Origin of the sequence: Desulforhopalus sp. IMCC35007 (assembly GCF_005116575.1) — a bacterium.
Taxonomy (GTDB): Bacteria; Desulfobacterota; Desulfobulbia; order Desulfobulbales; family Desulfocapsaceae; genus Desulforhopalus_A.
Genome location: NZ_SWCN01000001.1, coordinates 47653 through 73353, shown reverse-complemented (window position 1 = coordinate 73353; position 25701 = coordinate 47653). Strand labels below are relative to the sequence as shown.

General features: G+C 47.9%; 22 protein-coding genes. 10 read left to right on the top strand and 12 right to left on the bottom strand.

Annotation, left to right across the window (positions count from 1 at the left end; genetic code table 11):
- Positions 1-183: 183 nt before the first annotated feature.
- Complete coding sequence (gene dnaA / locus FCL48_RS00305) at positions 184-1527, bottom strand: chromosomal replication initiator protein DnaA (RefSeq protein ID WP_136870239.1); 1344 nt, start codon at positions 1525-1527, stop codon at positions 184-186.
- A 547-nt stretch (positions 1528-2074) separates the two neighbouring features.
- The gene (locus FCL48_RS00300; RefSeq protein WP_136870238.1) at positions 2075-2824 is read right to left on the bottom strand and encodes a ComF family protein; all 750 of its coding nucleotides are present in this window, start codon (positions 2822-2824) and stop codon (positions 2075-2077) included.
- Positions 2825-3098: 274 nt separating this feature from the next.
- Here FCL48_RS00300 and bamA point away from each other — a divergent pair, with 274 nt between their 5' ends.
- The 6 genes from bamA to FCL48_RS00270 all read left to right on the top strand — a co-directional run bounded on the left by bamA (position 3099) and on the right by FCL48_RS00270 (position 12948).
- Positions 3099-5789, top strand: coding sequence for an outer membrane protein assembly factor BamA (gene bamA, locus FCL48_RS00295; RefSeq protein ID WP_240744694.1), 2691 nt, complete (start codon positions 3099-3101; stop codon positions 5787-5789).
- Positions 5790-5855: 66 nt separating this feature from the next.
- The gene (mfd, locus tag FCL48_RS00290; protein ID WP_136870237.1) at positions 5856-9404 is read left to right on the top strand and encodes a transcription-repair coupling factor; all 3549 of its coding nucleotides are present in this window, start codon (positions 5856-5858) and stop codon (positions 9402-9404) included.
- Positions 9405-9408: 4 nt separating this feature from the next.
- A complete protein-coding gene (gene yrfG, locus FCL48_RS00285; RefSeq protein WP_136870236.1) occupies positions 9409-10080 on the top strand; it encodes a GMP/IMP nucleotidase in 672 nt (223 codons plus the stop codon).
- Between the two features lie 97 nt (positions 10081-10177).
- The gene (locus FCL48_RS00280) at positions 10178-11428 is read left to right on the top strand and encodes a glycerophosphodiester phosphodiesterase family protein (protein WP_136870235.1); all 1251 of its coding nucleotides are present in this window, start codon (positions 10178-10180) and stop codon (positions 11426-11428) included.
- 105 nt (positions 11429-11533) lie between these two features.
- Positions 11534-11992 (top strand): glycine zipper domain-containing protein, encoded by a 459-nt coding sequence (locus tag FCL48_RS00275; RefSeq protein ID WP_136870234.1) that lies wholly within the window; start codon positions 11534-11536, stop codon positions 11990-11992.
- Positions 11993-12060: 68 nt separating this feature from the next.
- Positions 12061-12948, top strand: coding sequence for a DMT family transporter (locus FCL48_RS00270; protein WP_136870233.1), 888 nt, complete (start codon positions 12061-12063; stop codon positions 12946-12948).
- Between the two features lie 396 nt (positions 12949-13344).
- On the opposite strand, the gene FCL48_RS24880 is transcribed toward FCL48_RS00270, so the two are convergent.
- Positions 13345-13551, bottom strand: a complete 207-nt coding sequence (locus FCL48_RS24880; protein WP_169309007.1) for a hypothetical protein — start codon at positions 13549-13551, stop codon at positions 13345-13347.
- On the opposite strand from FCL48_RS24880, the gene FCL48_RS25805 reads away from it, so the two are divergent.
- From FCL48_RS25805 to FCL48_RS00250, 4 genes are all read left to right on the top strand, one after another.
- A complete protein-coding gene (locus FCL48_RS25805; protein WP_136870232.1) occupies positions 13475-13942 on the top strand; it encodes a DUF3592 domain-containing protein in 468 nt (155 codons plus the stop codon). The two genes, FCL48_RS24880 and FCL48_RS25805, sit on opposite strands and share 77 nt — an antisense overlap.
- Before the next feature lie 232 nt (positions 13943-14174).
- Positions 14175-14651 carry a VOC family protein gene (locus FCL48_RS00260; RefSeq protein WP_136870231.1) on the top strand — a complete coding sequence of 159 codons (477 nt, stop codon included), beginning with the start codon at positions 14175-14177 and terminating at the stop codon, positions 14649-14651.
- 209 nt (positions 14652-14860) lie between these two features.
- Positions 14861-16003, top strand: coding sequence for a hypothetical protein (locus FCL48_RS00255; RefSeq protein WP_136870230.1), 1143 nt, complete (start codon positions 14861-14863; stop codon positions 16001-16003).
- Between the two features lie 188 nt (positions 16004-16191).
- Positions 16192-16596: a GFA family protein gene (locus tag FCL48_RS00250; protein ID WP_136870229.1), complete on the top strand. Its 405-nt coding sequence runs from the start codon at positions 16192-16194 to the stop codon at positions 16594-16596.
- Positions 16597-16813: 217 nt separating this feature from the next.
- Here the strand turns inward: FCL48_RS00250 and lipA are convergent, their stop codons facing one another.
- From lipA to FCL48_RS00205, 9 genes are all read right to left on the bottom strand, one after another.
- Complete coding sequence (lipA, locus tag FCL48_RS00245; protein ID WP_136870228.1) at positions 16814-17707, bottom strand: lipoyl synthase; 894 nt, start codon at positions 17705-17707, stop codon at positions 16814-16816.
- A complete protein-coding gene (gene lipB, locus FCL48_RS00240; protein WP_240744693.1) occupies positions 17691-18386 on the bottom strand; it encodes a lipoyl(octanoyl) transferase LipB in 696 nt (231 codons plus the stop codon). Before lipB ends, lipA begins: the two co-directional genes overlap by 17 nt.
- Complete coding sequence (gene gcvPB / locus FCL48_RS00235; RefSeq protein WP_136870226.1) at positions 18379-19836, bottom strand: aminomethyl-transferring glycine dehydrogenase subunit GcvPB; 1458 nt, start codon at positions 19834-19836, stop codon at positions 18379-18381. Before gcvPB ends, lipB begins: the two co-directional genes overlap by 8 nt.
- Positions 19836-21167 carry an aminomethyl-transferring glycine dehydrogenase subunit GcvPA gene (gene gcvPA, locus FCL48_RS00230; protein ID WP_205747604.1) on the bottom strand — a complete coding sequence of 444 codons (1332 nt, stop codon included), beginning with the start codon at positions 21165-21167 and terminating at the stop codon, positions 19836-19838. Before gcvPA ends, gcvPB begins: the two co-directional genes overlap by 1 nt.
- Before the next feature lie 4 nt (positions 21168-21171).
- The gene (gene gcvH, locus FCL48_RS00225; protein ID WP_136870224.1) at positions 21172-21567 is read right to left on the bottom strand and encodes a glycine cleavage system protein GcvH; all 396 of its coding nucleotides are present in this window, start codon (positions 21565-21567) and stop codon (positions 21172-21174) included.
- Positions 21568-21588: 21 nt separating this feature from the next.
- Positions 21589-22851: an aminomethyltransferase family protein gene (locus FCL48_RS00220; protein ID WP_136870223.1), complete on the bottom strand. Its 1263-nt coding sequence runs from the start codon at positions 22849-22851 to the stop codon at positions 21589-21591.
- Positions 22852-22907: 56 nt separating this feature from the next.
- The gene (locus tag FCL48_RS00215; RefSeq protein ID WP_136870222.1) at positions 22908-23354 is read right to left on the bottom strand and encodes an Lrp/AsnC family transcriptional regulator; all 447 of its coding nucleotides are present in this window, start codon (positions 23352-23354) and stop codon (positions 22908-22910) included.
- Between the two features lie 336 nt (positions 23355-23690).
- Positions 23691-24878: a polymer-forming cytoskeletal protein gene (locus tag FCL48_RS00210; RefSeq protein WP_136870221.1), complete on the bottom strand. Its 1188-nt coding sequence runs from the start codon at positions 24876-24878 to the stop codon at positions 23691-23693.
- A gap of 98 nt (positions 24879-24976) precedes the next feature.
- Positions 24977-25582: a CDP-alcohol phosphatidyltransferase family protein gene (locus FCL48_RS00205; protein WP_136870220.1), complete on the bottom strand. Its 606-nt coding sequence runs from the start codon at positions 25580-25582 to the stop codon at positions 24977-24979.
- Between the last annotated feature and the right edge of the window lie 119 nt (positions 25583-25701).

The window sequence follows — 25701 nt, the reverse complement described above, 5'->3', positions numbered from 1 at the left end:
TGACTTTTTACGCGTCCGCGCTGATTTAAAAGAAGGGAAAAAACGAATCCCCCGTAAGAGCAACCTGCTTTTACGGGGGATTACATTATAAACTGGGTAAAACTACATTCAATACGACTCAGCACTATCTGTTCGAATCTTCACAGGGGCAACCTCCCCCATCCTGCTTCATGCTTTCTTTTCCTAAAGCTGGCTCACCTTATCATCGAGTATATCAAGTTGTGCGCTAACAGAAGTATCACGCACCAGTTTGGTTGAGACCACCTTTATTGAGTGGAGCACCGTAGAATGGTCCCTGTTGAATGCCTTACCAATATCAGCCAGAGAATCTTCGGTGTGCTTTCTGGCAAGATACATCGCAATCTGTCGCGGTACCGTAATGATTTTCTTACGGGATTTCGACTGCAGGTCTTTGACGCTGACATTAAATTGAATACTCACCAGATCGCAGATCATAGCCGCCGTAAGCCCCTGTCCCACTCCCACAACATTTTCCACAACTTCCCGGACAAGATCCATATCTATATAGCCGCCGGTGAGCTGCGCCTTTGATCTCAGGGCAATAAGGGCGGATTCAATCTTTCTCACGTCACCTTTGATGTGGCTCGCAAGAAAGGCGACCAGCTCCTCATTGAGGCCAAGTTGCTGCTGCATGGCCTTTTGCTCTATGATACGGGAACGAGTCTTTATATCCGGGGCCTTTATTGAGGTTACCAGTCCCGAACTCATCCTCGAACGGAACTCATTATCAATTCCGAGTAAATCTCTTGGTGCACTGTTGGCTGTCAGAATCACCCTTTTACCGGATTTGATCAGCATATCCAGAACATCGTTGAGTTCTTCCTGGGTCTTTTTCTTTCCCGTGAGAGAATGGACATCTTCGACCAATAAAATATCACAGTTTTCCTGATATTTGCGTTTAAAATCATCCATGGTCTTGGTCTGGATACCATGAATCATCTCCGCCGCAAACTGCTTGGCTGTAAGGTAGTGTAAGCGTGTCATCGGCGATTCGGCAAACACCTTATGGGCGACCGCGTGGGTAAGATGACTTTTACCAAGTCCGGTTCCGCTGTTGATAAAAAGACAGGGACCAACCAGACCGTCTGAGACCGCTACAGATCGACAGGCAGACTCGGCCAGGATATTCGACTCTCCAACCATAAACTGATCAAAGGTGTAACGAGGATGCAGATTACGATATTTTGAATTATTTGCAGGAACGTTAGGAAGACGCATCTGAACTCGAGCCGCCGGCTTCTGTTTTCTCACCACCGGCACGACGGGTTTGGAGGCAACCTCTTCACAGATAACGACCCTGCTCTGCTCCAGTCCATTTTCAGCCAGCTGCTTTTCTATCGAAGGCGCAAAGTTCTGTTTAACATACGCACTAAAATAACGATCAGGACTTTTAAGAATAAATTGATCACCTTTGAGTTGCTTAAACTGCAACGGCTCTATCCATAACTGGAATATATTTTCCGCCATAGTTGTTTTAAGATTCTCTTTAACTTTATCCCAGATCATACCGAAGATCTTCTCCCTCTCTGCTGAATTAAATCACATACACACACATTTACCCAACAAAGGCATTTAGGGAACAAAATACCCCACCACCTTTCCGGCAAACTCAAATAAGAACCAGCATCATCAACAAAATACATCCCGTGCAGAAACATCCAGTGGAACCACCTGATGTAAAAATTATTGCCAGACTTAACTCCAATATGAGTTTTTGGTCAAAGACGGTATCGCGAAATTTTTCCACCGAAGTACGAATTTTTGCACACAGTGCTAGAGAGCCCGTAAAGCTTGAGTTCAAAAAATATACCTCCTTTTTCCCCTTATTTTTCCACGCTTAGAAAGAATTCACTTTTTCTCGCGACATATGGCAGGGTTACAACAGTTTCAACAAAGTTATTAACAATTACAGTTTTTATTAGATTTCAATATTTCTCTATTTTTATAGAAATAACTCGAAATATCTCAAATTATCGATGTCATCGATATCAGAGCTGCGGTATTCCGCGGGCTTCAGAGAACTCACAAAAAAATAATCACACTGTAATTTTTTTCAGCTTCCGCCTCTGCCACGATGGGGGACAGCTACCCTTGCCAGGGTGAGTACGACAACCCTCTCAGCACCCCCGGCCAAAAGTGCTCTACTGCACTCCGACACCGTGGTTCCGGTAGTATACACGTCATCCACCAAACATACTGATGCCCCTGAAATATCAATTTTTGTACTGCAGATAAATGCTTTTTTCAGACTCTTCCTGCGCTCCCTGCCATTAAGTGTCACCTGGGGCACACTGTTTATGGTTCGCTGTAAAACCGCAGGGGCAATCCGTGGATTATGTTTCCCAAAACAAAGCCTTGTCAACCATAATGCCTGATTAAAACCTCTTTGCCGCAGTCTTTTTCTGTGCAGGGGAACCGGAACATAATAATCACAGGAAGCAAATAAAGTGAGTTCGCTCTGTTGGATCAGTTCACTGAGACAGGGGAGAACTGACATGTCTTTATTGTATTTCAAACGTGAGATGAGAAGGCGTATATCGTCATCATAGCGAAAAAGAGAGCGGGCAAAATCAAAAGGAGGAGGCTTTCTCAGACATTCTCCACAAAGCGGCTGGCCCGTACCGGCACTGTACACCTCAATCCCACAGCTCAAGCAGACAGGTTCCTGAAGAGAACGGACACGGCTCAGGCAATCCGGACATAATGTTTTACGGTTCCCAGCCTCCAGATAAATCTGGCAGATACCGCATCGAGGCGGGAAAAGCAGGTCCAGGCATCCTTGATATATTGTTTTGATCCACATGGTTAACGCTCATTTACTGTGCACTTTATCAAATGATTACCCTGTTCTTTTACCCCTGAATATCTCAACTATAACCAAATTTTCAGATAAATTTCATCTCTTGGCTACTGCAAGGTTTGCAATTACCTCCAAACATGGCATAATATGCGAGATTTTATAACTGCGTTGCCTTACTCCTCTTTGTATGGCCTTGGTTTGTATTCCAAACAGTTATTAAACCAACTTTGGGTTATCGATACAGACGGTCTTTGATCTCATTCACAGGAAATTATTCATGACTTCACCAACCCCCCAGTTATCCCATTGCCGTGGGCACAAATCTCTTGTTTTATCCATTAGATTGTTATGTCTTCTTTTTTTGACGGTGTCCAACAGTTGGGCATCTTCAGGCAAAACTCTGTTTTTACCACTGAACATTAAGAGTGCTGAAAATGTAAACCAGCTCTCTAAGCTGGCTGATGAAAAAGTACAGGCAACCATCAGTGGCAGGGATCTCTCATTTATCCCAAGGAATGAAGCAGAAAAGCTTGCTGATTACAGCGGGAGCTGGCCACCAGCCGCCGGTGTCCTGGAAAAGATCTCTGCAAAAACAGAGGCTGATAATATTGTTGCCGGAAATCTGACAGTCATCGGCAGCCAGGTTGCCCTTGATGTCAAATTATTTGATTTGTTTGCCCCGACAACACCAACATATTATTTTAAGACAGGTAACTCCCTCGACGATCTACCTGTCATGCTCTCTGAAGTAGCAGGAGAAATAGCAAACTACCTCAGTAAGGACTTCAAAATCGCCTCCATAGCACCCGACGGGAATAAGCGTATCGACTCCGGGGCGATCCTGGGCAAGATTGAAACCAAGCCAGGAGACATCTACAATCAGGCAACCCTGCGCAATGACCTCAAATCCATTTACAAGATGGGCTATTTCAATGATGTACAGATTGATGTCAGCGACAGTTCAAAAGGGAAAAAAATAATTTTCCGCGTTGTTGAAAAGCCGGTCATCAAATCGGTACTCTATAAGGGAATCGATGAGCTGAAAGAAGAGGATGTCAAAGCGGCTGCCAATATTAAAGAACATTTCATTTTAAACCCCGCAAAAATCAGCCAGGCAGAAGAGGCCATCAGACAGCTCTACAAAACCAAAGGCTTTTACAACAGCAAGGTCTCATCGAATATCAGCTATCCCGATGAAGCTGGTGCAGTGGTCGAATTTGTCATTGATGAAGGAAAAGAAATTTACATCAAGGAAATTTCTTTTGAAGGAAATACCACCTTTGAAGCCGATGAACTTCAGGATCAGATTGACACTGGAGAACGCTGGTTCATGTCCTGGCTTACCGAATCAGGCCTTCTCGACAGGAACAAAATCGAGCAGGACGGCCAGAAAATCGTTGCTTTTTACAACAATAACGGCTTTTTAGAGGCCAAGATCGGCGAGCCAGTCATCACCCAGAAAGATGAGTGGCTCTACATCAAGTTCATCATCGAGGAAGGTCCACGCTTTCGTGTCGGAACTGTGGATTTCACAGGTGATATCCTCACCAATAAAAATGACCTGCTCAACCTGCTTTCCATCCGTAAGGAAAAATTTCTCAGCCGTCAGACCGTTCGCGACGATATAATGAAGATGACGGACTACTACGCTGAGTCAGGTTACGCCTTTGCCAGCATTCGTCCACGCATCACCAAATCTGCCATCGGCAATCGGATGGATATCGTCTTTGATATCGATAAGGCCAATCTTGTCTATATCAATCGTATCACCATCAAAGGAAATTCCAGGACCCGTGATAACGTCATCCGTCGGGAACTTCGAATCTCCGAAGGCGGGGTGTTCGATTCCAAGGCTATCCGGACAAGCACCCAGGCCCTGCAGCGGCTTGCCTATTTTGAAGAGGTCAATATCACCCCTGAGCCATCGCCTGATCCTGACCGGATGAATGTCATCATCCAGGTGAAAGAAAAGAGTACAGGTACATTCAGTATTGGTATGGGGTATAGCACGTCAGACAATCTTATTCTCATGGGCCAGATTAGTGAAAATAACTTTCTTGGCCGTGGTGACACCGTGTCACTTTCCGCCAATGTGAGCAGCAGCAGTTCACTCTACAATCTCGCCTATACCAATCCGCATCTCAACGATTCGGAACTTTCCTGGGGAACTGACCTCTTTAAGACCGAGCGGGAATATGACGATTACACCAAGGATTCTACCGGTGGCGGTATACGGATCGGCTATCCGGTGTTTGAAAAGTGGAAACTCTTTGGTAATTACAGCCTTACAGACACTGATCTAACCGATGTCTCCGACGATGCCTCGTATATCATCCGCAACTCTGTAGATCTGCATCTCACCAGTGCGATGAAGTTTTCTCTTGTGCGTGACACTACCAACCTGAAATATAGCGCGACCAAAGGTTCCCGAAATGTTGTCAGCGTAAAATATGCAGGAGGCCCGTTAGGAGGAGATGCTCAATTTACAAAGGTCGAAGGATCTACCAGCTGGTACTTTCCTATGATTGCAAGAACGGTCTTCCACGTCAAAGGTTCAGCCGGACAGGTCTTTGAAAATGAAACCGACAAACTTCCTGTGTACGAACGTTTCTACCTTGGTGGCCTAAACTCCATACGGGGATTTGAGTATGCCTCAATCAGCCCGAAAGATCCTGACACTGGCGAAGATATTGGTGGTGACAAAATGTGGTACACCAACACGGAAGTTATCTTTCCACTTCTTGAATCCCAGGGCATCAATGGCGTTGTCTTTTATGATGTTGGACAGGTCCTCGATGACGATGAAGAATTTTTTGGAGAAACCAGCTCAATTAAGCAGGCTGCCGGTCTTGGTTTTCGCTGGCTCTCGCCCATGGGACCACTGCAGGTCTTCTGGGGATACAATCTCGATCCTGATGAAGATGAATCCACATCGGAATGGGACTTCAGTGTAGGTGGATCTTTCTAACACCTGGACCTTTACTCTTTCTTTCCATGCCGGTTATGTATTTTACATGACCGGCAATTTTTGTTTATGTTATACGATAAAATCCTATCCCAAGTCCACCAGACCTCACCCCTCACAGTGCAGGGGTTAAGAGGCAGCAGTCCTGCCCATTTTGCTGCAACAATTGACTCCCATAACCCGTGCTGCTTTATCGTTCCTGACGAACATCTGATTGCGGGCTTTGAAAACGACCTCAAGCTTTTTACAGACCGTGAAATCCTCGTCTACCCAGGTCAGGAGATTCCACCCTACACCCCGCTCTCTCCTGATCAAAACATCACCGCCCAGCGTATTGCAACACTGTACAGATTACGGGAAGGCCGGACACCAATCGTCATAACCTCCATAGAGGCGCTGCTGAGACGCATCATGCCAGCGCAGCTCCTTGCAGATGTCGCCGAGTATATAGAAGCAGGAGAAGGGTGTGATCAGGATGATCTTCTCAAAAAACTCGACCTTCTCGGCTATGAAAAGGTGTCGCTCGTCCAGTCCATTGGAGACTTTTCCCTGAGAGGTGGAATCATCGATATCTTTCCGCCCCCCTTCCTCATGGAAGAAGGGCTGCTCCATGACGGCCCCATTCGACTCGACTATTTTGGAGACACCATCGATTCGCTGAGGTCCTTTGACCCCTTTAGCCAGAGGTCAACAGCCGATATCAACCAGGCAACACTGCTCCCTGTTACCGATATTCTGCTTTCCGGGAACAAATCAGACCAGCGAAAAATCGCCCGAACTTTTGAAGAACTTGGGGAAATCAATAACTGGCGAAGTGATGAAACCGCGCGCCTCATGGAGCGCAGTAGTACCGGCAGACGTTTTGCCGGAATGGAGTTTTTTCTCCCCCTTTATTACCAGGATGAGAAGACACCGAGTTCAACGGTTCTCGATTTTCTTCCCAAAAATTGTCTGCTCTGTCTTCTCGACCCCGAGGGCATCCGCCAAAGCATGCAGCTCAGCCTGGAAAGAATTGAAAAAAACTATCAGACAGCCTGCATGTCCGGCACCCCTGCCCTTGAGCCTCAGCAACTCTTTCTCGACCAGGATGAGCTGGAAAAGTCATTCCAATCTTTTCCCCAGGTTCAGATCAGCGATTTTCCAAGAGAAGGTACCCCGAGTGTCAGCGTTGCCACCAGCAATCACCAGCTGTTAAAGCAGGAAATTTCCCTGAAGAGGGCAAAGCTTGGTCTGCTTGCTCCACTCACGGATCAGATCCATCTCTGGCAGCAACAGCAGGCCCGGGTTGTTATCTGTTGCCGTTCTTCCAGACATACCAAAAATCTGGCCGAGCTCCTCAGTAAGCACCAGCACAGAGTAGAACGTATCGAATCTCCCCTGAGTCTTGATACGCTCAGCACCAGTGGCAGTGTGGAGACCCTGTATCTCTGTGACCACCCTCTTTCTGAAGGTTTTTCTTTTCTCGAGCCTGCTCTCCACATCCTCTCGGAGAGCGAACTCTTTGGTGAGATGCGGGTTGGAGGCAAGTCTAAAAAGAAAAGCAAGGGAGAGCCGGTTCGTTTCACCGAGCTCAATGAAGGTGACATTATTGTCCACCGGGATCATGGCCTTGGAATCTACCGCGGCCTTGAAACCATAGAGATCCAGTCTGTTAAAAAAGATTTCATGCTCATTGAGTACCGTGAAGGGGATAAACTCTACCTGCCTGTCGACCGTCTCAACCTGATCTCCCGCTACCAGGGACTATCGGACAAGGAACCTAAAATTGACAAACTCGGTTCCCAATCCTGGAAAATAACCAAGTCCAAGGTTAAGGAAGAAGTGTGGAAAGTGGCCCAGGAACTGCTCAATATTTACGCCAAGCGTGAAATTAAAGAGGGTCGGCAGTTTTCTCCTCCAGGAGCGCTGTTTCATGAACTTGAAGAATCTTTTGCCTTTGATGAAACCCCGGGACAAGCCAAATCTATCAGTGACGTTATCGACGATCTGACCTCGGATAAACCCATGGACCGGCTGGTTTGCGGGGATGTTGGCTATGGAAAGACCGAAGTCGCTATCCGGGCGGCCTTCAAGGTGGTAGAAGACGGGTATCAGGTCGCAATCCTGGTACCGACAACGGTACTGGCCGAGCAGCATGCCAAAACCTTCGCAGAACGTCTGAAGGGCTTTCCGGTGAACATCGGCTGCATCAACCGCTTTCGTACCAGCGCCGAACAGCGGCGTCTGGTCAAAGATATCTCCGAGGCAAAGGTTGATATTGTTATTGGTACCCATCGCCTGCTCTCCAAAGATGTACAGTTTAAAAATCTTGGTCTCCTCATCATTGATGAAGAACACAGGTTTGGTGTGGCCCACAAGGAAAAACTGAAAAAACTCCGGGCGGAGGTGGACATCCTCACCCTTACGGCCACCCCAATACCGAGAACCCTGCAGATGTCCCTGCTCTCCATCCGCGATCTCTCGGTTATCTCCACGCCACCGGAACACCGACAGCCGGTGAAGACCTTTGTCGCCCGTTTTGACGAACTGGTCATCAAGGAGGCTATCAGCAAAGAGCTCCGCCGAGGGGGCCAGGTGTTTTTTGTCCATAACCGGGTCAAATCAATCCAGAAGATTGCCTCAATGGTGCAGCAGCTCGTCCCGGATGCCAAAATTGCCGTGGCCCACGGCCAGATGGCCGGAAAAGAACTGGAAGAGATTATGGTTTCTTTTGTCAACAAGAGGATCAACGTTCTTGTGGCGACGACCATTATCGAATCCGGGCTTGACATCCCCTCTGCCAACACGATCATCATAAACCGGGCGGATACCCTTGGACTTGCCGAAATTTATCAGCTTCGCGGCCGTGTCGGCCGATCCACTACCCAATCCTTTGCCTACCTGCTGGTACCATCCATTGACAGCCTGAGTAAAGATTCCAAGGAACGGCTACGGGCACTGATGGATTGTAACGAGCTTGGAGGCGGTTTTAAACTCGCCATGAGTGATCTGCAGATTCGCGGGGGAGGCAACCTGCTCGGAGTCAGTCAGAGCGGTAATATTGCGGCCATCGGCTACGATCTCTATCTTGATCTGCTCCAGAAGACCGTAGCCGATCTCAAGGCCCAGATACATCGTGGAGATAACAGCGATACCCCGGACGATATAGATCCGGAAATCAACCTCCAGCTTTCCGCCTATATCCCTGAAACCTATATCCCGGATATCAGTCAGCGTTATATCACCTACAGACGAATTGCAGCTCTTGCCACCTCGAGCGATGAAATGCAGATCGATCTCAAAGACGAGCTGGTCGACCGCTATGGCCCGATTCCAACCGAGACGCAGACCCTCCTGCGTGTTGTCGCTCTGAAAAAGGATCTGGCCAGATTACGTATCAGTAAACTCGAACAGGGAAGAGACTCCGTTGTTTTCAGCTTCCTCGACGACACGCCGCTCACTCCTGATATACTGCTGTCTTTTCTTGCAAAACATACCAGCAAAAAAAGAAACATCATCCCGAAATTCACCCCCGATGGGCGCCTGGTTTTTCCTGGCACACTCACCTCCATCGAGCATGTCTTTACCACAATAACCGATGCACTCAGCTCCCTGAACCAGCTGGCGGGGACAGTCTAAGCCCATGACAAGACAACACAGCCCAGATTTTACCTGGAATACAATCGACTTGGTGTTCCTCGACCTCGATGGTACTCTGCTCGATAAATATTTTGACGACTTTTTCTGGGAGGAATATGTTCCAGAGGTCTACAGCCAAAAAAACAATGTTGACCCTCAAGAGTGCCGGCAACTTCTTGTCAGCACCTATAAACAAGTGGAAAGCACCCTCCAGTGGACTGACCTGAACTACTGGTCCGAGAGACTGAACCTCGATATTGCTGCGCTCAAAGATGAGATAGCTCATCTGATCAATATTCGACCTTTTGTCACAGAATTTCTCGAGCACCTGAAAGACAGAGGAAAAGAGATCTATCTGGTGACAAACGCCCATCCAAGGACCCTGGAGGTAAAACTTGGCAAAATACAGATAGGGGACGCCTTTAAGCGTATCATCTGTTCCCAGGATGTGGGACATGCCAAAGAACAGATAGAGTTCTGGGAGACTCTCCAGACTATCCAGCCTTTTCACAAGGAGCGAACCCTCTTTGTGGATGACACTGAACGAGTGCTCGATTCGGCAAGGGCCTACGGGCTTAAACATCTGATACACATAGCAAAACCCAGCTCGAAGCTCCCCCCTGTTTTTTCCGGCAGCTATCCCTCCATCGAGAGCTTCAGGGACCTTCTTTTTTAAATCGTCTGCGACCTCTTCTTGCAATTATCAACCACCTTAATATAGTCTGACAGCGAGACAGCAGTTTACCTCTTGAAATTTCATCGAGAACAACACCATGAACATTTTTTACAGACATCTCAGCACCGCACTCTTCTTTCTTTTCGCAGTATCCCCCTGTAACGGGCAGACCGCCCCCGGCATAATCATTGTCCAGGACGCGGGCAGTCAGAATCTTGTGGCAAACAGCCTTGTGGCAACCACGGTTGCAGTAACACAGAATACAGATTACCTGGAGCTTCCCGTCAACATGAGTGCAGACAATCAGCTGATCGTCTCCAGGGGAATTCAACTGGACAAACAAACTGATGTTGCTGAACTATTTGCAGACAGGCAGAGAGATGACGGGAGCTACTACACCGTGGATTTTACCATGAGCGAATTGCGGCAACTCCGGCAGCGCAACGCATTTACAACGGAAGAGCCCGTTTTCTCTCTTGGTATTGCCTCTCTCAGAGAAGAACTTGTTCTCATAAAAAGACTCAACACCCTCCTTCATAAAAATACCGGCGTGGTCATAGACATCCAGGATCCACAGTTTTACAGAACAGAAGGTAAAGAGATTAGTCTGGCCATTCTCCAGGAACTGGTAACTGCTGGATTTTTACCCGGTGACAAGATCTACCTCCAAAGCAGCGACCCCGATGAACTGCAAAAGATCAGCAACTGGTCTCAATCAGAAAAACAGGAGAAATACGCTCTGATCCAGCGCTTTGAGGCGGCTACGGCTAAGGATTCCGATCAAGTGGAGTTAGCGATGCAGTCTGATTCATTCCACAATTGGCTTTTCACCAACAGCGGGTTGCGTATTCTGGCCTCCTACGCAACAGCCATTGCCCTGCCTGCAGAAATGTTAACCGGAGGCAGTGAAGAAACAACCCGGTACCTCAAGTCGTTGCACAATTACGGGATACAGATTTTTGCTCTGGACAATACTGCTGAGAACACCTTTGCACAGGCTTCAGAGCCTGGTGAAGCAAGCCACCTGCAAAGCCGTCCCGCAAGCACTGGCCTGATACCTGACGGAATATATACCAAGATACTTGCACTACAAAAACCGGTCAGCTTGGAGGCAACACCTCCGGCAGCAGAGACACGAGAAGAACCGGTTATGACGGACCAGGAAGATAGCGAAAATAGAGCAGATAACACGGGTGGAGTGGATGCTGCAGTTCAAACAACAGACCGCAAAAACACATCTACCCTGCCACCGTTTTTCTCAAATCTTGGCCTTCAGCCGCCACAAAACCGTAAAAATACTCCGGACTCAGAAGAGAATAGCGAAACTCCCGATACGATGAACGAATAAGGATAATAAATCATTACCGCCATAGAGAAAAAGGATGTTTATAATTAAGGGATCGGCTACATTTTCGCAGGCCATACCACAATCATTTTTTTAGAGGAGACTACAATGAAAAAATTAATTCTAGGTTTACTACCCATATTACTGCTTACCCTCACCTCCTGTGCCAACCAGCAACTCAGCAGAGGCACTCAAGGGGCTGGTATTGGCGCCGCAGGTGGAGCCATCATCGGCCAGGCCATCGGCCGAAATACCGAGGCAACACTGATTGGTGCTGCGGTTGGTACCATGCTCGGTTACATCGTCGGAAACGAAATGGATAAATACGACAAGCGGGAACTCAACCAGACCTACGAGTTTGGTCCATCCGGTCAAACGACATCGTGGCAGAATCCAGACAGCGGCAACTCCTATCAGGTGACACCGCAACCCGCGTACATCCCACCTCAGAATCCTAACACCTTCTGCCGCAGGGCTGAAATCCTCGCAACCATTGATGGCAAAACCCAGAAAACCTATACCACTGCCTGTAGAAACAGTATGGGCCAATGGGAATTGCAAAACTAAGACACACTTCATTTCTGCCGGTTCCCTCCTGACAGGGGACCGGCTCCTCCAGGACCAATAACCAGACCATGATCTCCACCACCAGCAGCAAACTGCTGCCACTGCCTACCCTTGCCCTTGTTCTGGCGATGGTCCTCTGGTCCAGCTCCTTTATAGCTTTAAAGATAGCCTTTCGTGAGTACGACCCGATGGTTGTTATCTTTGGCCGTATGCTGGTTGCCTCAATCTGCTTTCTCGTGATAGGAAAAAGACTGACAAGTTCACTCAACTACCAAAAGGGTGATTATAAACTGATCCTCTTTATGGCCTTTTGTGAACCCTGTCTCTATTTCATTTTTGAGGCAAAGGCCGTTGAGAACACCACCGCGTCCCAGGCGGGTATCATCACCGCCATGCTCCCCATCCTCGTTATGGTTTCAGCGGCTCTGTTTCTCAAAGAACAAGTGAGTAAAAAAGCATGGGCCGGAGCCGTTATCGCAGTGCTTGGCGTGCTCTGGCTGACCGCCGAAAGCAGTCCCAGCAGCGATGCACCAAATCCGGTCCTTGGAAATTTCCTGGAACTGCTTGCCATGGTCTGTGCAGCCGGATATACGATATCACTTAAAGCGCTGACCGACCGCTATTCACCGTTTTTTCTCACCGCAATCCAGGCACTGATTGGCTGTGTGTTTTATTTTCCCCTGCTCTTTTTACCTTCAACACAGCTTCCTCTGCGTTTTGAGCCCCACTCCGGTCTGGCGATCATCTATCTGGGCGCCGTCATCACCCTTGGAGCCTATGGCTTATTTAACTATGGAATTAAATGTCTTCCGGCAAACAAAGGTGCCATTTTCGTCAATCTCATCCCAATATTCTCTGTCATTCTCGGCTGGCTTATCTTAGGAGAGGCCTTTACCCTCTGGCAATTCTTTGCAGGAGGTCTGATCTTAGGCGGGGTTTACCTTTCGCAGAAGTAGTTACTTGCACTATCCCCCCTCACTCCCCCAGGCAACACTGACAGGTGTACCGTCTTATGGTAGGAGCAGAAGCAACAAACGTTTGTGCTGCTGGCTGCTTATTGGTCGGAGGAATTGTTTTTGATCCTTCAGAAAAACCTCGTTTAGACCATGCCGATTATCACTCTTGCCTTGTCAACCAAAAGACTGCTGTTTCATTGATGTTTACATCGTAGATCCAGGATGTTACAAAACAACTTCATAGGAGTCGGGAAACGTATTGGTCGCAAACTTTTACAAAGTGCATCCCGAAGTTTCAGCCCTATTAAATGGTTACTGGCATGGGTACACAACTCTAGAGCCATCCAGTTTTACGAGAAGAACAATGATGAAACTATCGGCAGTGCTGACTTCATTTTATTCGGTGAAGTTGATCAGAACCATGTACGACACCAGAACTACAATAATATTTGGGTCACAAAACATTTCAGAGCCCCCGCAAGCATCGCGCCCCCTGAATTCTGCAATTATCTGAACAAAAACAATAATGTACCAACCCACTGATAATACTGAAAAAGGATGCATTTTAACAATTTTGGCATTTCTGACCTTTAGTGCTTTCATCTACTCTGCTTACTCGACATATTTGAACTGTGGTTTCTTTCCCACAAATAACCCTACAACAAGAGGAATTATCATTAAATCCTCCATAGAAAAATCAGAGTTTGAAAGAAGAGGCTACTCTCTTGAGGTTATTTACCAATATTTTGTTGATAATAAAGAATATAAATCCAGTACGATATGTTGTGGTTCATCTGCAAATGAATTCACAAAAGACATTCTAAGCAAATACCCGGTCGGTACATATGTGACGGTATATTATAGAGAAAATTCACATAATTTATCCATAATTGAACCAGGAATTGGCAGAGCTCAAGCGATAATGTTATTTACGTTTGGTTTTATGTTTTTATCAATTCTTATTTATATTTCATATCATGCACGTAAGAATTGACGTCATAATCCATAAACGGTGCAGATGGCAAAACGTTTGAAATCGCTTCGTCTCACTCCGCTCGGACTCGCTGAAACTCTCCGTTCAAGTCAACCTTAGACGCCAGGAATCAGGAGTTCAATTGAAGAACATGTATGTGATTCTGTTTGCACTATTCACTGTCGGCTGTACGTCAATGCAAACGGCCAAAATGGACGCTCCCCCACAGCCTGTTCGACAATAAGGAAAAATCGTGAAAGTTAAACGTTTGGACAATGTTGGCATCGTAGTGGAAAACATCGATGCCGCCATTGATTTTTTCACTGAACTCGGTCTTACCCTCGAAGGCCGCATGACCATCAATGACGAATGGGCCGGCCGGGTTACCGGAGTACGCGGCCAGCGCGTCGAGATTGCCATGTTGCGTACCCCAGACGGCTACAGCCGCATCGAACTCTCGCGCTTTGACGCCCCGGCCATTGAATCTGATCACCGCAAAGCTCCGGTAAACTCACTGGGATACATGCGCGTAATGTTCACCGTTGAAGACCTCGACGATACCCTTGCCCGGCTCAGCAAGCTCGGTGCGACAGTGGTCGATGAAGTCGTCAATTACGAAAGTATCTACCGACTCTGTTACATCCGAGGCCCCGAAGGAATTCTCATCGGCCTCGCCAAACAACTCGGGCAGCAGTCCTCCCGGACGGATCCCATGGAACCTAAGCGTTGAAAACGCCGAACTGGACATGTCATACGGCACTGTACCGGCCCCAGTAAGCCAGTCTGCACTTACCTGCACTCCGGCTTCTTTGCAGACCCTGCCTCGTGGTAACTCCCTTGCCTTCGGCTGGTAATTCATGCTAGATTAAATACCTCATTCAGGAACACTTACAGGGGACTTTCACCCCATGATAGCGTGCAGTAAACAGAGTTAGGAAATTGAAGATCACTCAACTGCTTGTCACCACGGCGTTTTGTCTCGTCACTATAGCAAATATGGGGAAAGTGGATGCATCCATCACCGAGACGCCGGAGTTGATACAAATTGTCGGCTCAGCCCGCTCGCTAAATTGTCGGGTAAAAAAGATCACTCCGCTCTCTGATAGCGGTGGAAGGGTCAGCTGGTCCTACGACGGCCAGTATATCCTGTTGGATCGAAAGAGCGAGGACGGTTATTACGACATCTACCGGATTCGACCTGAAGGCGGCGATGAAGTCTGTCTCACTTGCGATCTGTCGGCGGTCCTGGGCAAGGGACATGTAGGCCAACCAGAATGGCATCCATCCGGTAAGTACGTGGTCTTCCAGGCCCAGAAGAAGCCCAAGCAAGGGAGGTGGGGACGGGATCTGGCCGCCACGCCTGGGTTAGGAAGGCATTCCGATTTGTGGTTGATGGAACTGGAGACACGACGTCTCTTTCGCCTGACCAACACCCCAGATGATGACACCAGTGGCGTATTGCATCCTCATTTCTCACACGAAGGCAGCAAGCTGACGTGGAGCGAGATGTATAAAGCGCCGGATTTCCTAAAGGGTTACGGCGAGTGGAAAATCCAGGTTGCGGACTTCGCTATCGAAGAAAGCAAACCCGTTTTGTCCAACTTAAAGTCGTATGTTCCCGGGAAACCCGGATGGTACGAAAATCATGGCCTGTTCCGGGACAATGACAAGCTGTTGTTCACTTCGACCTTTGACAACAGCAAGGCGTTTCATTCAAAGGTGTATCAATATGACATCAAACAGGCTCAGCTGGATTGCCTGGCAGACGAAAAATGGAACGAACATGCAATGTACTCACCCGACTGGAAACGGATAGTATGGATGACCGGCCAGGAGAACATGAACAGGGGCACTGATTATTGGTCGATGAACCTTGACGGAAGCGACAAGGTACGGCTCACAGATTTCAATAATCCCAATTTACCGACCTTTAAGAAGAAGCTCATTGTGGCGGCCGACGCAAGCTTCAGTCCAAACGGAAAATTCCTGATTGCATATCTGCAGATAAACCTGGTGACCCAGGAAGGCGTGACGGTTCTGATAGAATTAGACGATAACTGGGATCTGCCGGCCAAAAAGTGATGTGGGACTTCGCGCGTATGGCCTTGACACGTGATCGCAGACATACAGCATCTTGGTATGATATTCCATCATGTAAAAAACAGGTATCTGCCAACAAGCCATTAGTCGCAACAGGTGAGAGCTACAGGAGAACTGCGACGTTATGTGCACCCTGGCTGTATCAGTCACAATCATGAGGAGTTAAATCTATGAGTGTAAAATCAGGATCATGCCTTTGTGGTGAAATCACTTTCGAAATAGATGGTGATTTTGAAAATTTCTATCTTTGTCATTGTAGCCGGTGTCGAAAAGATACAGGCTCGGCTCATGGAGCCAATCTTTTTTCTTCTACTGCCAAATTACAATGGGTATCAGGAGAGGATAAAGTCACAAATTTTACTTTGCCTGCAACTCAACACAACAAATCCTTCTGCTCAATTTGTGGATCCGCCCTCCCAAATATTCAAATGGGAGGTGAGCTATTAGTGGTCCCTGCTGCAAGCCTTGATTGTGATATATCCACCACTCCTACAGCTCACATTTTTGTTTCCAGCAAAGCAAATTGGGATACAGATCTCCATAAATTCGATATGATAGAGACCCTGCCATCATAGCCATGCAACTGCATGACAAAGCGAGTAAGCCGACCCGTAATGCAGTGCGGCTGATTAACAGCGTTGCGCAAAATAAAAATGAAAGTGATCGCTTTGAATGTAAATCGTAGGGTTAAGGAGACGAAGATTCCTGATAAAATGATAGATGCTATCGTTTCTTTAGACTCTGATGTCGTTATTTTATCTGAATGCGTCCCAGAACCGCCCCGCGATGCATTTATACTTCAATTGCTTTCGCAGCCTTACGATAAAGAGCTTCTGCTTTATATGAGGAGCGGACAAAGGCCCCGGAAGCGACACCGGTAAAACCATCTTCTTTTGCCCGTTCAGTGTAGATGTCAAACTCCTCGGGTGGAATGAATCGCTGCACTTCAAGATGCTCCGCACTGGGCTGGAGGTATTGGCCTATGGTGAGAATATCGGTGCCTGATGCCAGGATATCTCGCCAGGTCTCTGTCAACTCCTCCATGGTCTCACCGAGCCCCACCATAAGGCCCGATTTCGTCACCATCCCAGGAGCCATCTCTTTTACCTTTTTCAGCAGCTCAAGAGATCTGCTGTAAATAGCTTGCGGGCGTACCTCAGGATAAAGGCGCGAGATGGTCTCGACGTTATGGTTGAGAACATCCGGCCTTGCCTCTACAATCGTCCTCAAGGCCTGCCAGTTTCCCTGGAGATCTGGAATCAGGACTTCAATTAAAGTTTCTGGACTCTCCCTGCGAATAGCCTCAATGGTTTTGACAAATAGAGACGCACCTCCATCTGCAAGATCATCTCTGGTAACGGAAGTCACAACCGCATAGCGCAGCTTTAAAAGAACAACGGCTTCGGCAACTCTTGCAGGCTCTTCCGGGTCCGGCAGGGACTCCGGTGGATGGCCTACCGCGCAGAATCTGCAGTTACGGGTGCATTTTTCACCCAAAATCATAAAGGTTGCGGTACCTTCGCCGTAACACTCAAACTGGTTGGGGCACTTTGCCTCCTGGCAGACTGTGGTGAGGGAATGGTTTTTCAGAAGCTTTCGGATGTTTTCATATTCCGGTCCGGTTGGCAGGGTGCGCCGCAACCATTTTGGCTTGCCAACACGAATCTTATTATTGCACTGTGTCACTTTCTGGTACCTCCGAAACAACTGAAATATGGCGCCCAAATACTGCGCCTATAATGTCTCCCACACCTTGTTTCACCTCGGCAAGCTGTATATCCCGGCCTGCTTCCCTGGATAGGGTCGTCATGGACACTCCGGTAAGGCCGCAGGGATTCACCCAGGAAAACGGCTCAAGTGAGATATTTACATTTAAGGCCAGTCCATGAAAAGAAATTCCATGGCGGATGGCAATACCAACACTGCCCAGTTTTTTACTCCCAACCCAGACCCCATGATTGCGTTTATCCCGGCTGGCCACAACTCCCTGGCTTGCGGCAAGTTGCAGCATCACCTCTTCAAGACAGGCGACATAGTCTGCCACGGTAAGCCCCCCCCTGCGCAGATCAAAGATCGGATATATAACAAGCTGGCCTTGTCCATGAAAGGTTATATCTCCACCCCGCTCAATATGCACAAGAGGAATCTGTCTTTTTTGAAGAAAGGTCTCAGAGACCATCAGATTTTCCCGGCCTCCTCGTCTGCCAAGGGTAAATGTAGCCGGATGTTCTGTTACGAGAAAAAGATCCTTATTCAACCCACCGCTTTTTCTTCTGGCAACAAGCTCCTGCTGCAGTCGATAGGTCCCAGCGTAATCGCTGAGACCGAGATCGAGCAGGTTGGCTTTTTGCGGTTTCTCAGCCACAGAGACAGGGTCTCCTGGCCGCCTGGGTTTCATCGAGTCTTCTCAGTTTCGCATTGACGGGTGCTTTTCTGAGGTTATCCGGGTCGGTTTTACCTTCCTCAACCACCGTTTTCACCGCCTCGATAAACTGGTCAATGTCATCCTTGCACTCTGTTTCCGTGGGCTCAATCATGATGGCACCATGGACGACCAGTGGAAAGTAAATGGTCGGCGGATGATACCCATAGTCGATTAGCCTTTTGGCGATATCAAGGGTGGTAATCTTATATTCCTGCTGCCATTCATCGGAGAAAACACATTCGTGCATACATGGCCTGTTATAGGCAAGTTTAAGAGTACCTTTTAACTGTTCCTTGATATAGGCTGCATTGAGTACCGCCAGGTGGCTTGCTTTTTTGAGGTTTTCAGCACCCATGGTCCGGATGTAGCTGTAGGCCCGCATCAAAACCGAAAAATTCCCGTGGAAGCTGTGGACCTTGCCCACTGATTGCGGACAGTTGTATTCTAATTTATACCTGTCACCTACCTTGACGGCGCGGGGAACGGGCAGAAATTGCTCGAGCTCTTTTGTCACACAGACAGGGCCGGCACCCGGTCCACCACCGCCATGGGGGGTGGAAAAAGTCTTATGCAGATTTAAATGCATCACATCAATACCGCATTTTGCAGCATTGATCACCCCCATGACCGCGTTCATATTGGCCCCGTCACCATAAACAAGACCACCTTTGGCATGTACTGCTTCGGCTATCTCTCGAATATTTGTCTCAAAGAGCCCCAGAGTATTGGGGTTGGTGATCATGATCCCTGCGGTTTCCTCATCCATGGCATCGACCACAGACTTGACCGTCAGAATCCCGTTAAAACCGGACTTCAGAGGTACCGGTTTATAACCACAAAGTGCGGCACTGGCAGGATTTGTCCCGTGGGCCGTATCGGGGATGAGAATCTTGTTGCGCTTGGAGTCCCGGCTGGCATGGTAAGCTGCAAAGATCAGCATCCCAGTCAACTCGCCATGGGCTCCGGCGGCCGGTTGCAATGTGACCCCCGGAAGACCGGTTATGGCGCCCAGATAGTTCTGCAACTCGTACATAATCTGCAGATTTCCCTGGACATATTCGTCCGCCAACATTGGATGGGCGGCGGCAAGTGCGGGGGTTGCAGCGAATGTTTCATTGATTTTCGGATTATACTTCATGGTACAGGAGCCAAGTGGATACATTCCGGTATCAACTCCAAAGTTCCATTGAGATAATCTCGTATAGTGTCGCACCACATCAACTTCACTGAGATCAGGAAAGTCGGGTCCTGCTCCGGTAAGGGCGGCATCTGCTGCAACCTCTGGGACGTCAGACTCAGGGATACTCATCCCCAGTCGACCTTTTTTACCTTTTTCCCATAACAGAGGCTCTTCCATTATCAGTCCGGTTGTACCTGGATTTCTGGCCATTATTTCACCTCCGCAACAACTGCATCTATCACATCTTTAGATATTGTTTCAGTCACACAAAAAAGATACTTGCCGGCAAGCTCCGGATAGTATTTCCCAAGCTCAAGACCTGCAACAATTCCACGTTCCACAAGGGTATCAAAGACCGGTTTAAAATCGTTTTTAAATTCGATTACGGCTTCGTTAAAACCAGGGGAGTTAAAAACGGCTCTTGCCCCTTTGGCCTGCATGGCTGACTTCAGGTATTCCATCTTGTCAAAATTCTGCTTTGCCAGACGTCGAAGACCGGAACCGCCAAGAGATGCCATATACATGGAGGCAATAACGGTACAGACGCCCTGGTTTGAGCAGATGTTAGACGTCGCCTTCTCCCTTCTGATGTGCTGTTCACGGGTGGAAAGCGTCAGAACAAAACCTCTTTTACCGTCCATATCGATGGTTTCACCCACCAGTCGGCCAGGCATATTCCGGGTAAACTGATCTTTGCAGGCAAACATCCCGAGGGCTGCTCCACCAAAGGATCTGGGTAGGCCAAAACTCTGGCCTTCACCGCAGACAATATCCGCACCACACTGACCGGGATTCTTGTACAGGCCATAGGCGAGAGGTTCGGTAAAGGTTGTGATAAAAAGCGCCCCTGCGGCATGGATCTTTTCGCCCAGACCTTCGAGGTCTTCTACAACCCCAAAGAAGTTAGGGGACTGGATGGCTACTGCGGCGAGGTCATCAATCTCAGAAAGGCCACTCAGATCAGTTCTACCGTCTTCACCGTAGGGCAGTTCAACAAGTTCATACTCTGAGGGGTGCAGATAGGTGCTTGCCACCTGACGATAGTGGGGGTGAACCGCCTTGGAAATGGCCACTTTTTTCTTTTTCTTACTGATGCGCAGTCCCATCAACAGTGCTTCCGCAAGGGCTGAGGCGCCATCATAAATCGAGGCATTGGCAACATCCATGCCTAAAAGACGGGCCGTGAGTGTCTGGTACTCAAACAGTGACTGTAGGGTTCCCTGAGCAATCTCTGGCTGATACGGAGTATAGGCGGTAAGAAATTCAGAACGGCTGATAAGGGCTGGAATTGTCGCAGGAATATAATGATGATAGCTTCCTGCTCCTATCAGGACCTTATGACGATGGTTAATTTTCATTGCCTCAGCCAACTCACTCGCGTGGTCAGTCAGCGCCCATTCCGTCATGGGTTCAGGCAAATCCATCGTTCCGTCGTACCGACAATCATCGGGTACTGAGCAGAAGAGTTCGTCGAGACGCTTTCGCCCGACAACCTTCAGCATCGCATCAATTTCTTCGCTGGTATGAGGCAAGTATCGCATGATTTTATCCTTTCAGTAGCTCTTTGTAGGCTTCGACGGTCAAAAGCCCTTCGAGTTCACTTGGGTCAGATGGTTTGATTTCAACAAGCCAGTTTTTATAAGGGTCTTCGTTGACCAGTTCAGGCGCGTCATCGAGATCTTCATTCACCGCAACGATCTTGCCACTCACCGGCAGGAACAGTTCTGAAACCGCCTTAACGGACTCAATGGTTCCAAATTCGTCACCTTTATTCAGTTCTGTGCCAACCTCAGGTGCCTCGACAAAGACAACATCACCCATCTGATCCTGAGCGTAATCGGTAATGCCAACTCTGAGGGTATCCCCATTTGTCGTCACCCACTCATGATCCTCGGTGTAACGCAGCCCATCAACAAAAATCAGTTCACTGAGTTCCTTCACAACTCACCTCATTTATAAAAGTTAGTCTACCATAGTGCCAATTGGTGCCCTGGCAGTACGTTGCGGGCGAACATCCGCCCTGATTTCCACTTCAATTTTTCTTTTTCCATCGGTCAGAAAAACGGTTTCTCCTGGCTGTCTGGCAACATCCAGCAGGACAAAGCCACAACAGAGACCCTTGACCTTGAGCTCCTTATTACCGGCAATGGACAGAATCTCGCCGTCCACCCGACCAATGGCCATATCAGTGGTGCAGGTGAGAATCTTGCCTATTTTCCGGCCTTCGGAATCGGCAACATAATTTGCTTCCTCTGCCCCGATTTTCCTTGGATCAAAACCGGCAAAGGCCAGGGTATGTCTCGTCCATGTACTCTTCAGTAAGGCCTTCGCCCCATGGAAATCCTTGGTAAAATTGCCCGCTTCATCTCTGTCTGCAAGGGCAAAAGACCATGGGGTATTGGCAAAAGGCCAATGTCCTATATCCTGGTGGGATAATGGCAGAACTGCCCCTGCTCGCAGTGAATCCCTTGCGGCAAGACCACAGGGAATGACGGAAAACTCTTTTCCCGCCTCAAGTATCTGATTCCAGAGAGGCACAAGGGCTCCTATTTCAACAAAAAGTTCAAAGCCGAACTCGCCTGTATATCCCGTCCGCGAGACCAGAACCTTCGTGCCATCTTTCAGCTCTACCGTGCTGGACGAAATACAGCTGCCAAAGCCACCCTTAAAAGAAAAATACATCAGTTTTTCAAAAAGAGACTTCGGATCTTTCACTATCTTTTTGAGTACTTTAGCTGAATTGGGGCCCTGGATATCCATCTTGCCAACCCGGTCCGTCAAATCTTCAATGACTACTGCCCCAGAACCTGCCAATGCTTTCAGATGAACTGCAATGTCACCCCCCATACCCGCATTGACCACAACCATATATGACTCATCGCCCAGGCAGTAGACAATCGCATCGTCGATCACAAGGCCATCGTTATCCAGAAAGAGTCCATAAACACAGCGGCCCTCTGTAAGAGGTGTCTTGTTTATACCGATGCAGGAATCGATGTCCTTGGTAAGAGCATATTGGAGAAGTGCTCTTGCTCCATTTCCTTTTACAGTAACCACAGCCATATGACTGGTATCGAAAATGCCTGCAGAATCAATAACTGCCAGATGCTCTGCCTTTGTTCCCGACTTGTACCAGAGCGGCATGTCATAGTTACCAAAGGAGGCCATATTGGCGCCCTGCTGGCAGTGGAAATCATGTAATACAGTCGTTTTTGTTGTTTCCATCTTTTACTCCGTTATCAGAGGGCTATTACTAAAACGCAAGGTTGAGGATTACTGGTTCAGCTCGCTGGAAGGGGAACCTTCAGATTGAAACTCTTGTAGACAACAAAAGTCTCAACCCCGCGTACATTTTCAAGTTTTGCCACTTCTTCAGTATAAAATTTGACCATATTAAAGTCTTTTGTAAGCAATACGGTCAGAATCAGATCAAATCTTCCGGTTACCACACATACAGAGATAACCCCACGTAGCTTACTGAACTCTTCTCCCTTTTTGACCAGATCCATGTCTTTGAGGTTTACCCCAACCATTACAATGGACTGATCGGGGATCGCATCAGGATCAATGAGTGCTGTTATATCAAGAAGACCATCTTCTTTAAGCCTTTTCACCCTGCCCCGGATCGTTCCTTCAGATAAACCGAGGGCATCGGCAATCTTTTTATAGGGCATGCGCCCGTCTCGAAGATGATTGATAATGGCCAGATTTATTTCATCAAGCTCCATTGAGGTTCCTCTTAGGATGAATGTCAGCCCAAAGGCAAAATACAACTACATCATTATTTTGATAATATATTCCGGATACAATATTTTCAAGATATAATTTTACGTATTTCGTATTTATATATCATTATTAATTATACTTTTAATTAGATGAGCAAATATAAAATGTGCTAATTTATAGCAATTGCTACAAAAAAATGAGCAATTTTTCAGATCAAACACTTTTCTCCTCCACCGCATAAAAATAAAAATGGGCCGGTCTGACATTTGTCAGAGCGCCCCATCGACTACTTCTATTGCCCCTCACACAGAATTTGGCACCACAATACAAACCACAAGTTATTTAGCAGCTACCTCTTTTATAATCTTTGGTGTCAGGCAGTTTTTGCCCAAGTCATGAGCCTTTCTCAGTGCTCCGTTCATTATAACATTTATCGCAGCAATTGAACCTTTACTCGACACATGAATTTCTTTAATTGTCTCATTGGGCAGTAAGGACATAGCCCTTTGCTCATCTCCCCGGGAAGCCAACTGAAGCCCCAGGCGTACATAATCTGCGGTATCTTTCATCGTCAGCGGCTCGAGGTAAATCTGACAGTTGGTCTCGTCTTCAAAATACTCATGGATTGTCGCCACCATATTATCTTTCATCGTCTCCGTGCCCAGGATAATGATCTGCAGTAACTTCTCCGTCTCAACCGCTTCGTCACCATAGGCACCGCACAGCAGGCGAAGCACCCCCTCCATGGTCGCCTGAAACATTTCTTCTGCATCATCAATGATCAGCACCACCCTTTCACCCGAACCATAGCGCCATGCAAGTTCCTGTCGAATCCCCGCAAGCAGATCTTCCTGCTCCTGGAGCTTTCCCAGATCTGCCAGCCCAAGACTTACGGCAACTTCTTTCAGCAGGCTAACAACCGCACCAGCCTTTTCTCGCAATAAAAGTACGTGGAACGGGGCAGAGGAATCCTGAAAAATTTTTTCAGCCAGAACAGACTTGCCACTCCCCTCTTCCCCCACAACCTTGATCAACGGTTTTTCCTTTTTCAACAAGTCAACAATATGCTCATAGATCTCCCGCCGGTCGGACCAGGGAACTTCATAACAGCATGGCCGCTGGTTTTCCACAAAGGCCCCCAGGTATTTGGTAAAGTCAAAGGGGGGCACCGCCTCCTTTGTTGGCGGCACAGGAGAAGCCCTCGGGGTAACCAGAGCCCCGCTTTGCAGGGCGCAATCGATCACGGCTCCGGGCTCCACCTCAAGTTGACGGGTTACAACGGTCCCGACCTGGCATCCTCCCCTCCGAAGCTTCAAAGATTCCGTTTGAACATTTCCCTCAAGGCGTCCAGCACAATCAATCGTCTTCCCTATGACTTGCCCCACAACAGAGCCTGAGGCCCCGACGATAAGGTTTCGCCCGACAAGGGAGCCGCGCAATTCGCCCTCAAGCAGGAGGTCGCCATCCGTTACGATATCTCCCAGTATGCGCATAGACACATCTATTTTACTTGTATTTTCGTCCATCAGTGTTCGATATAAGATTATCTTTTTCAGGTTTTTTAGTCATTTATTTTTCCAAATCCTCTATAACTCAGGCCCAGCAACAATACCCCTTTTACCATCTATTTCAGACTCAAATAGCCGCCTGCGACTCTTGTGGCCGTAGTCACCAGACATAAGAAGGCAAAGATATAAGCCAGGAGAGGAAAAGCCCCAGGGAAAAGACAGAAAAGCACAAAAAAAGCCACCGTCTCGGTTGCTTCTGTGAGCCCTTCAAGATAATAAATTCCCTTGTGAGGATAGGTTATACTGGTAATTCCACGCCGCTCTGCCATTATGGCAAAGGCCAGAAAACTGGTTCCGGTTCCAATAAAAGAAAAGAGCAGGACGACAGCAGGCAAACCGTTTTGAATGGGTTCCGCCAGCGCGAAGCCAAGTACAACAGAGGAATAGAAGATGAAGTCGAGAACAATGTCAAGAAATCCACCCCCATCGCTGGTATGAGTCAGCCTCGCGAGTGCCCCGTCGACTCCATCTCCTATCCGGTTTATCACCAGAAAAAACAGTGCACAGCCGTAACACTTGAAATACAAGGCGGGCAAGACTCCAAGACCTATAAGAAACGAACTCATCGTCACCTGATCTGCAGTCACTCCAAAAGAGTTCAGCAGACGTGCACACTGATGCAGGGGCTGCTTGAGTATTTTTATGGCGTATCGGTCAAGCACGGGCTGCTCTTTTTTACTCTATATAGAAAAATCCAGGCGAAATAGTTGAAACAAGGTCTAGATTCCACACTGATGGGCACTATCAATTTCCTGGCAGTTATCCCGACCTTCTTTCCGGT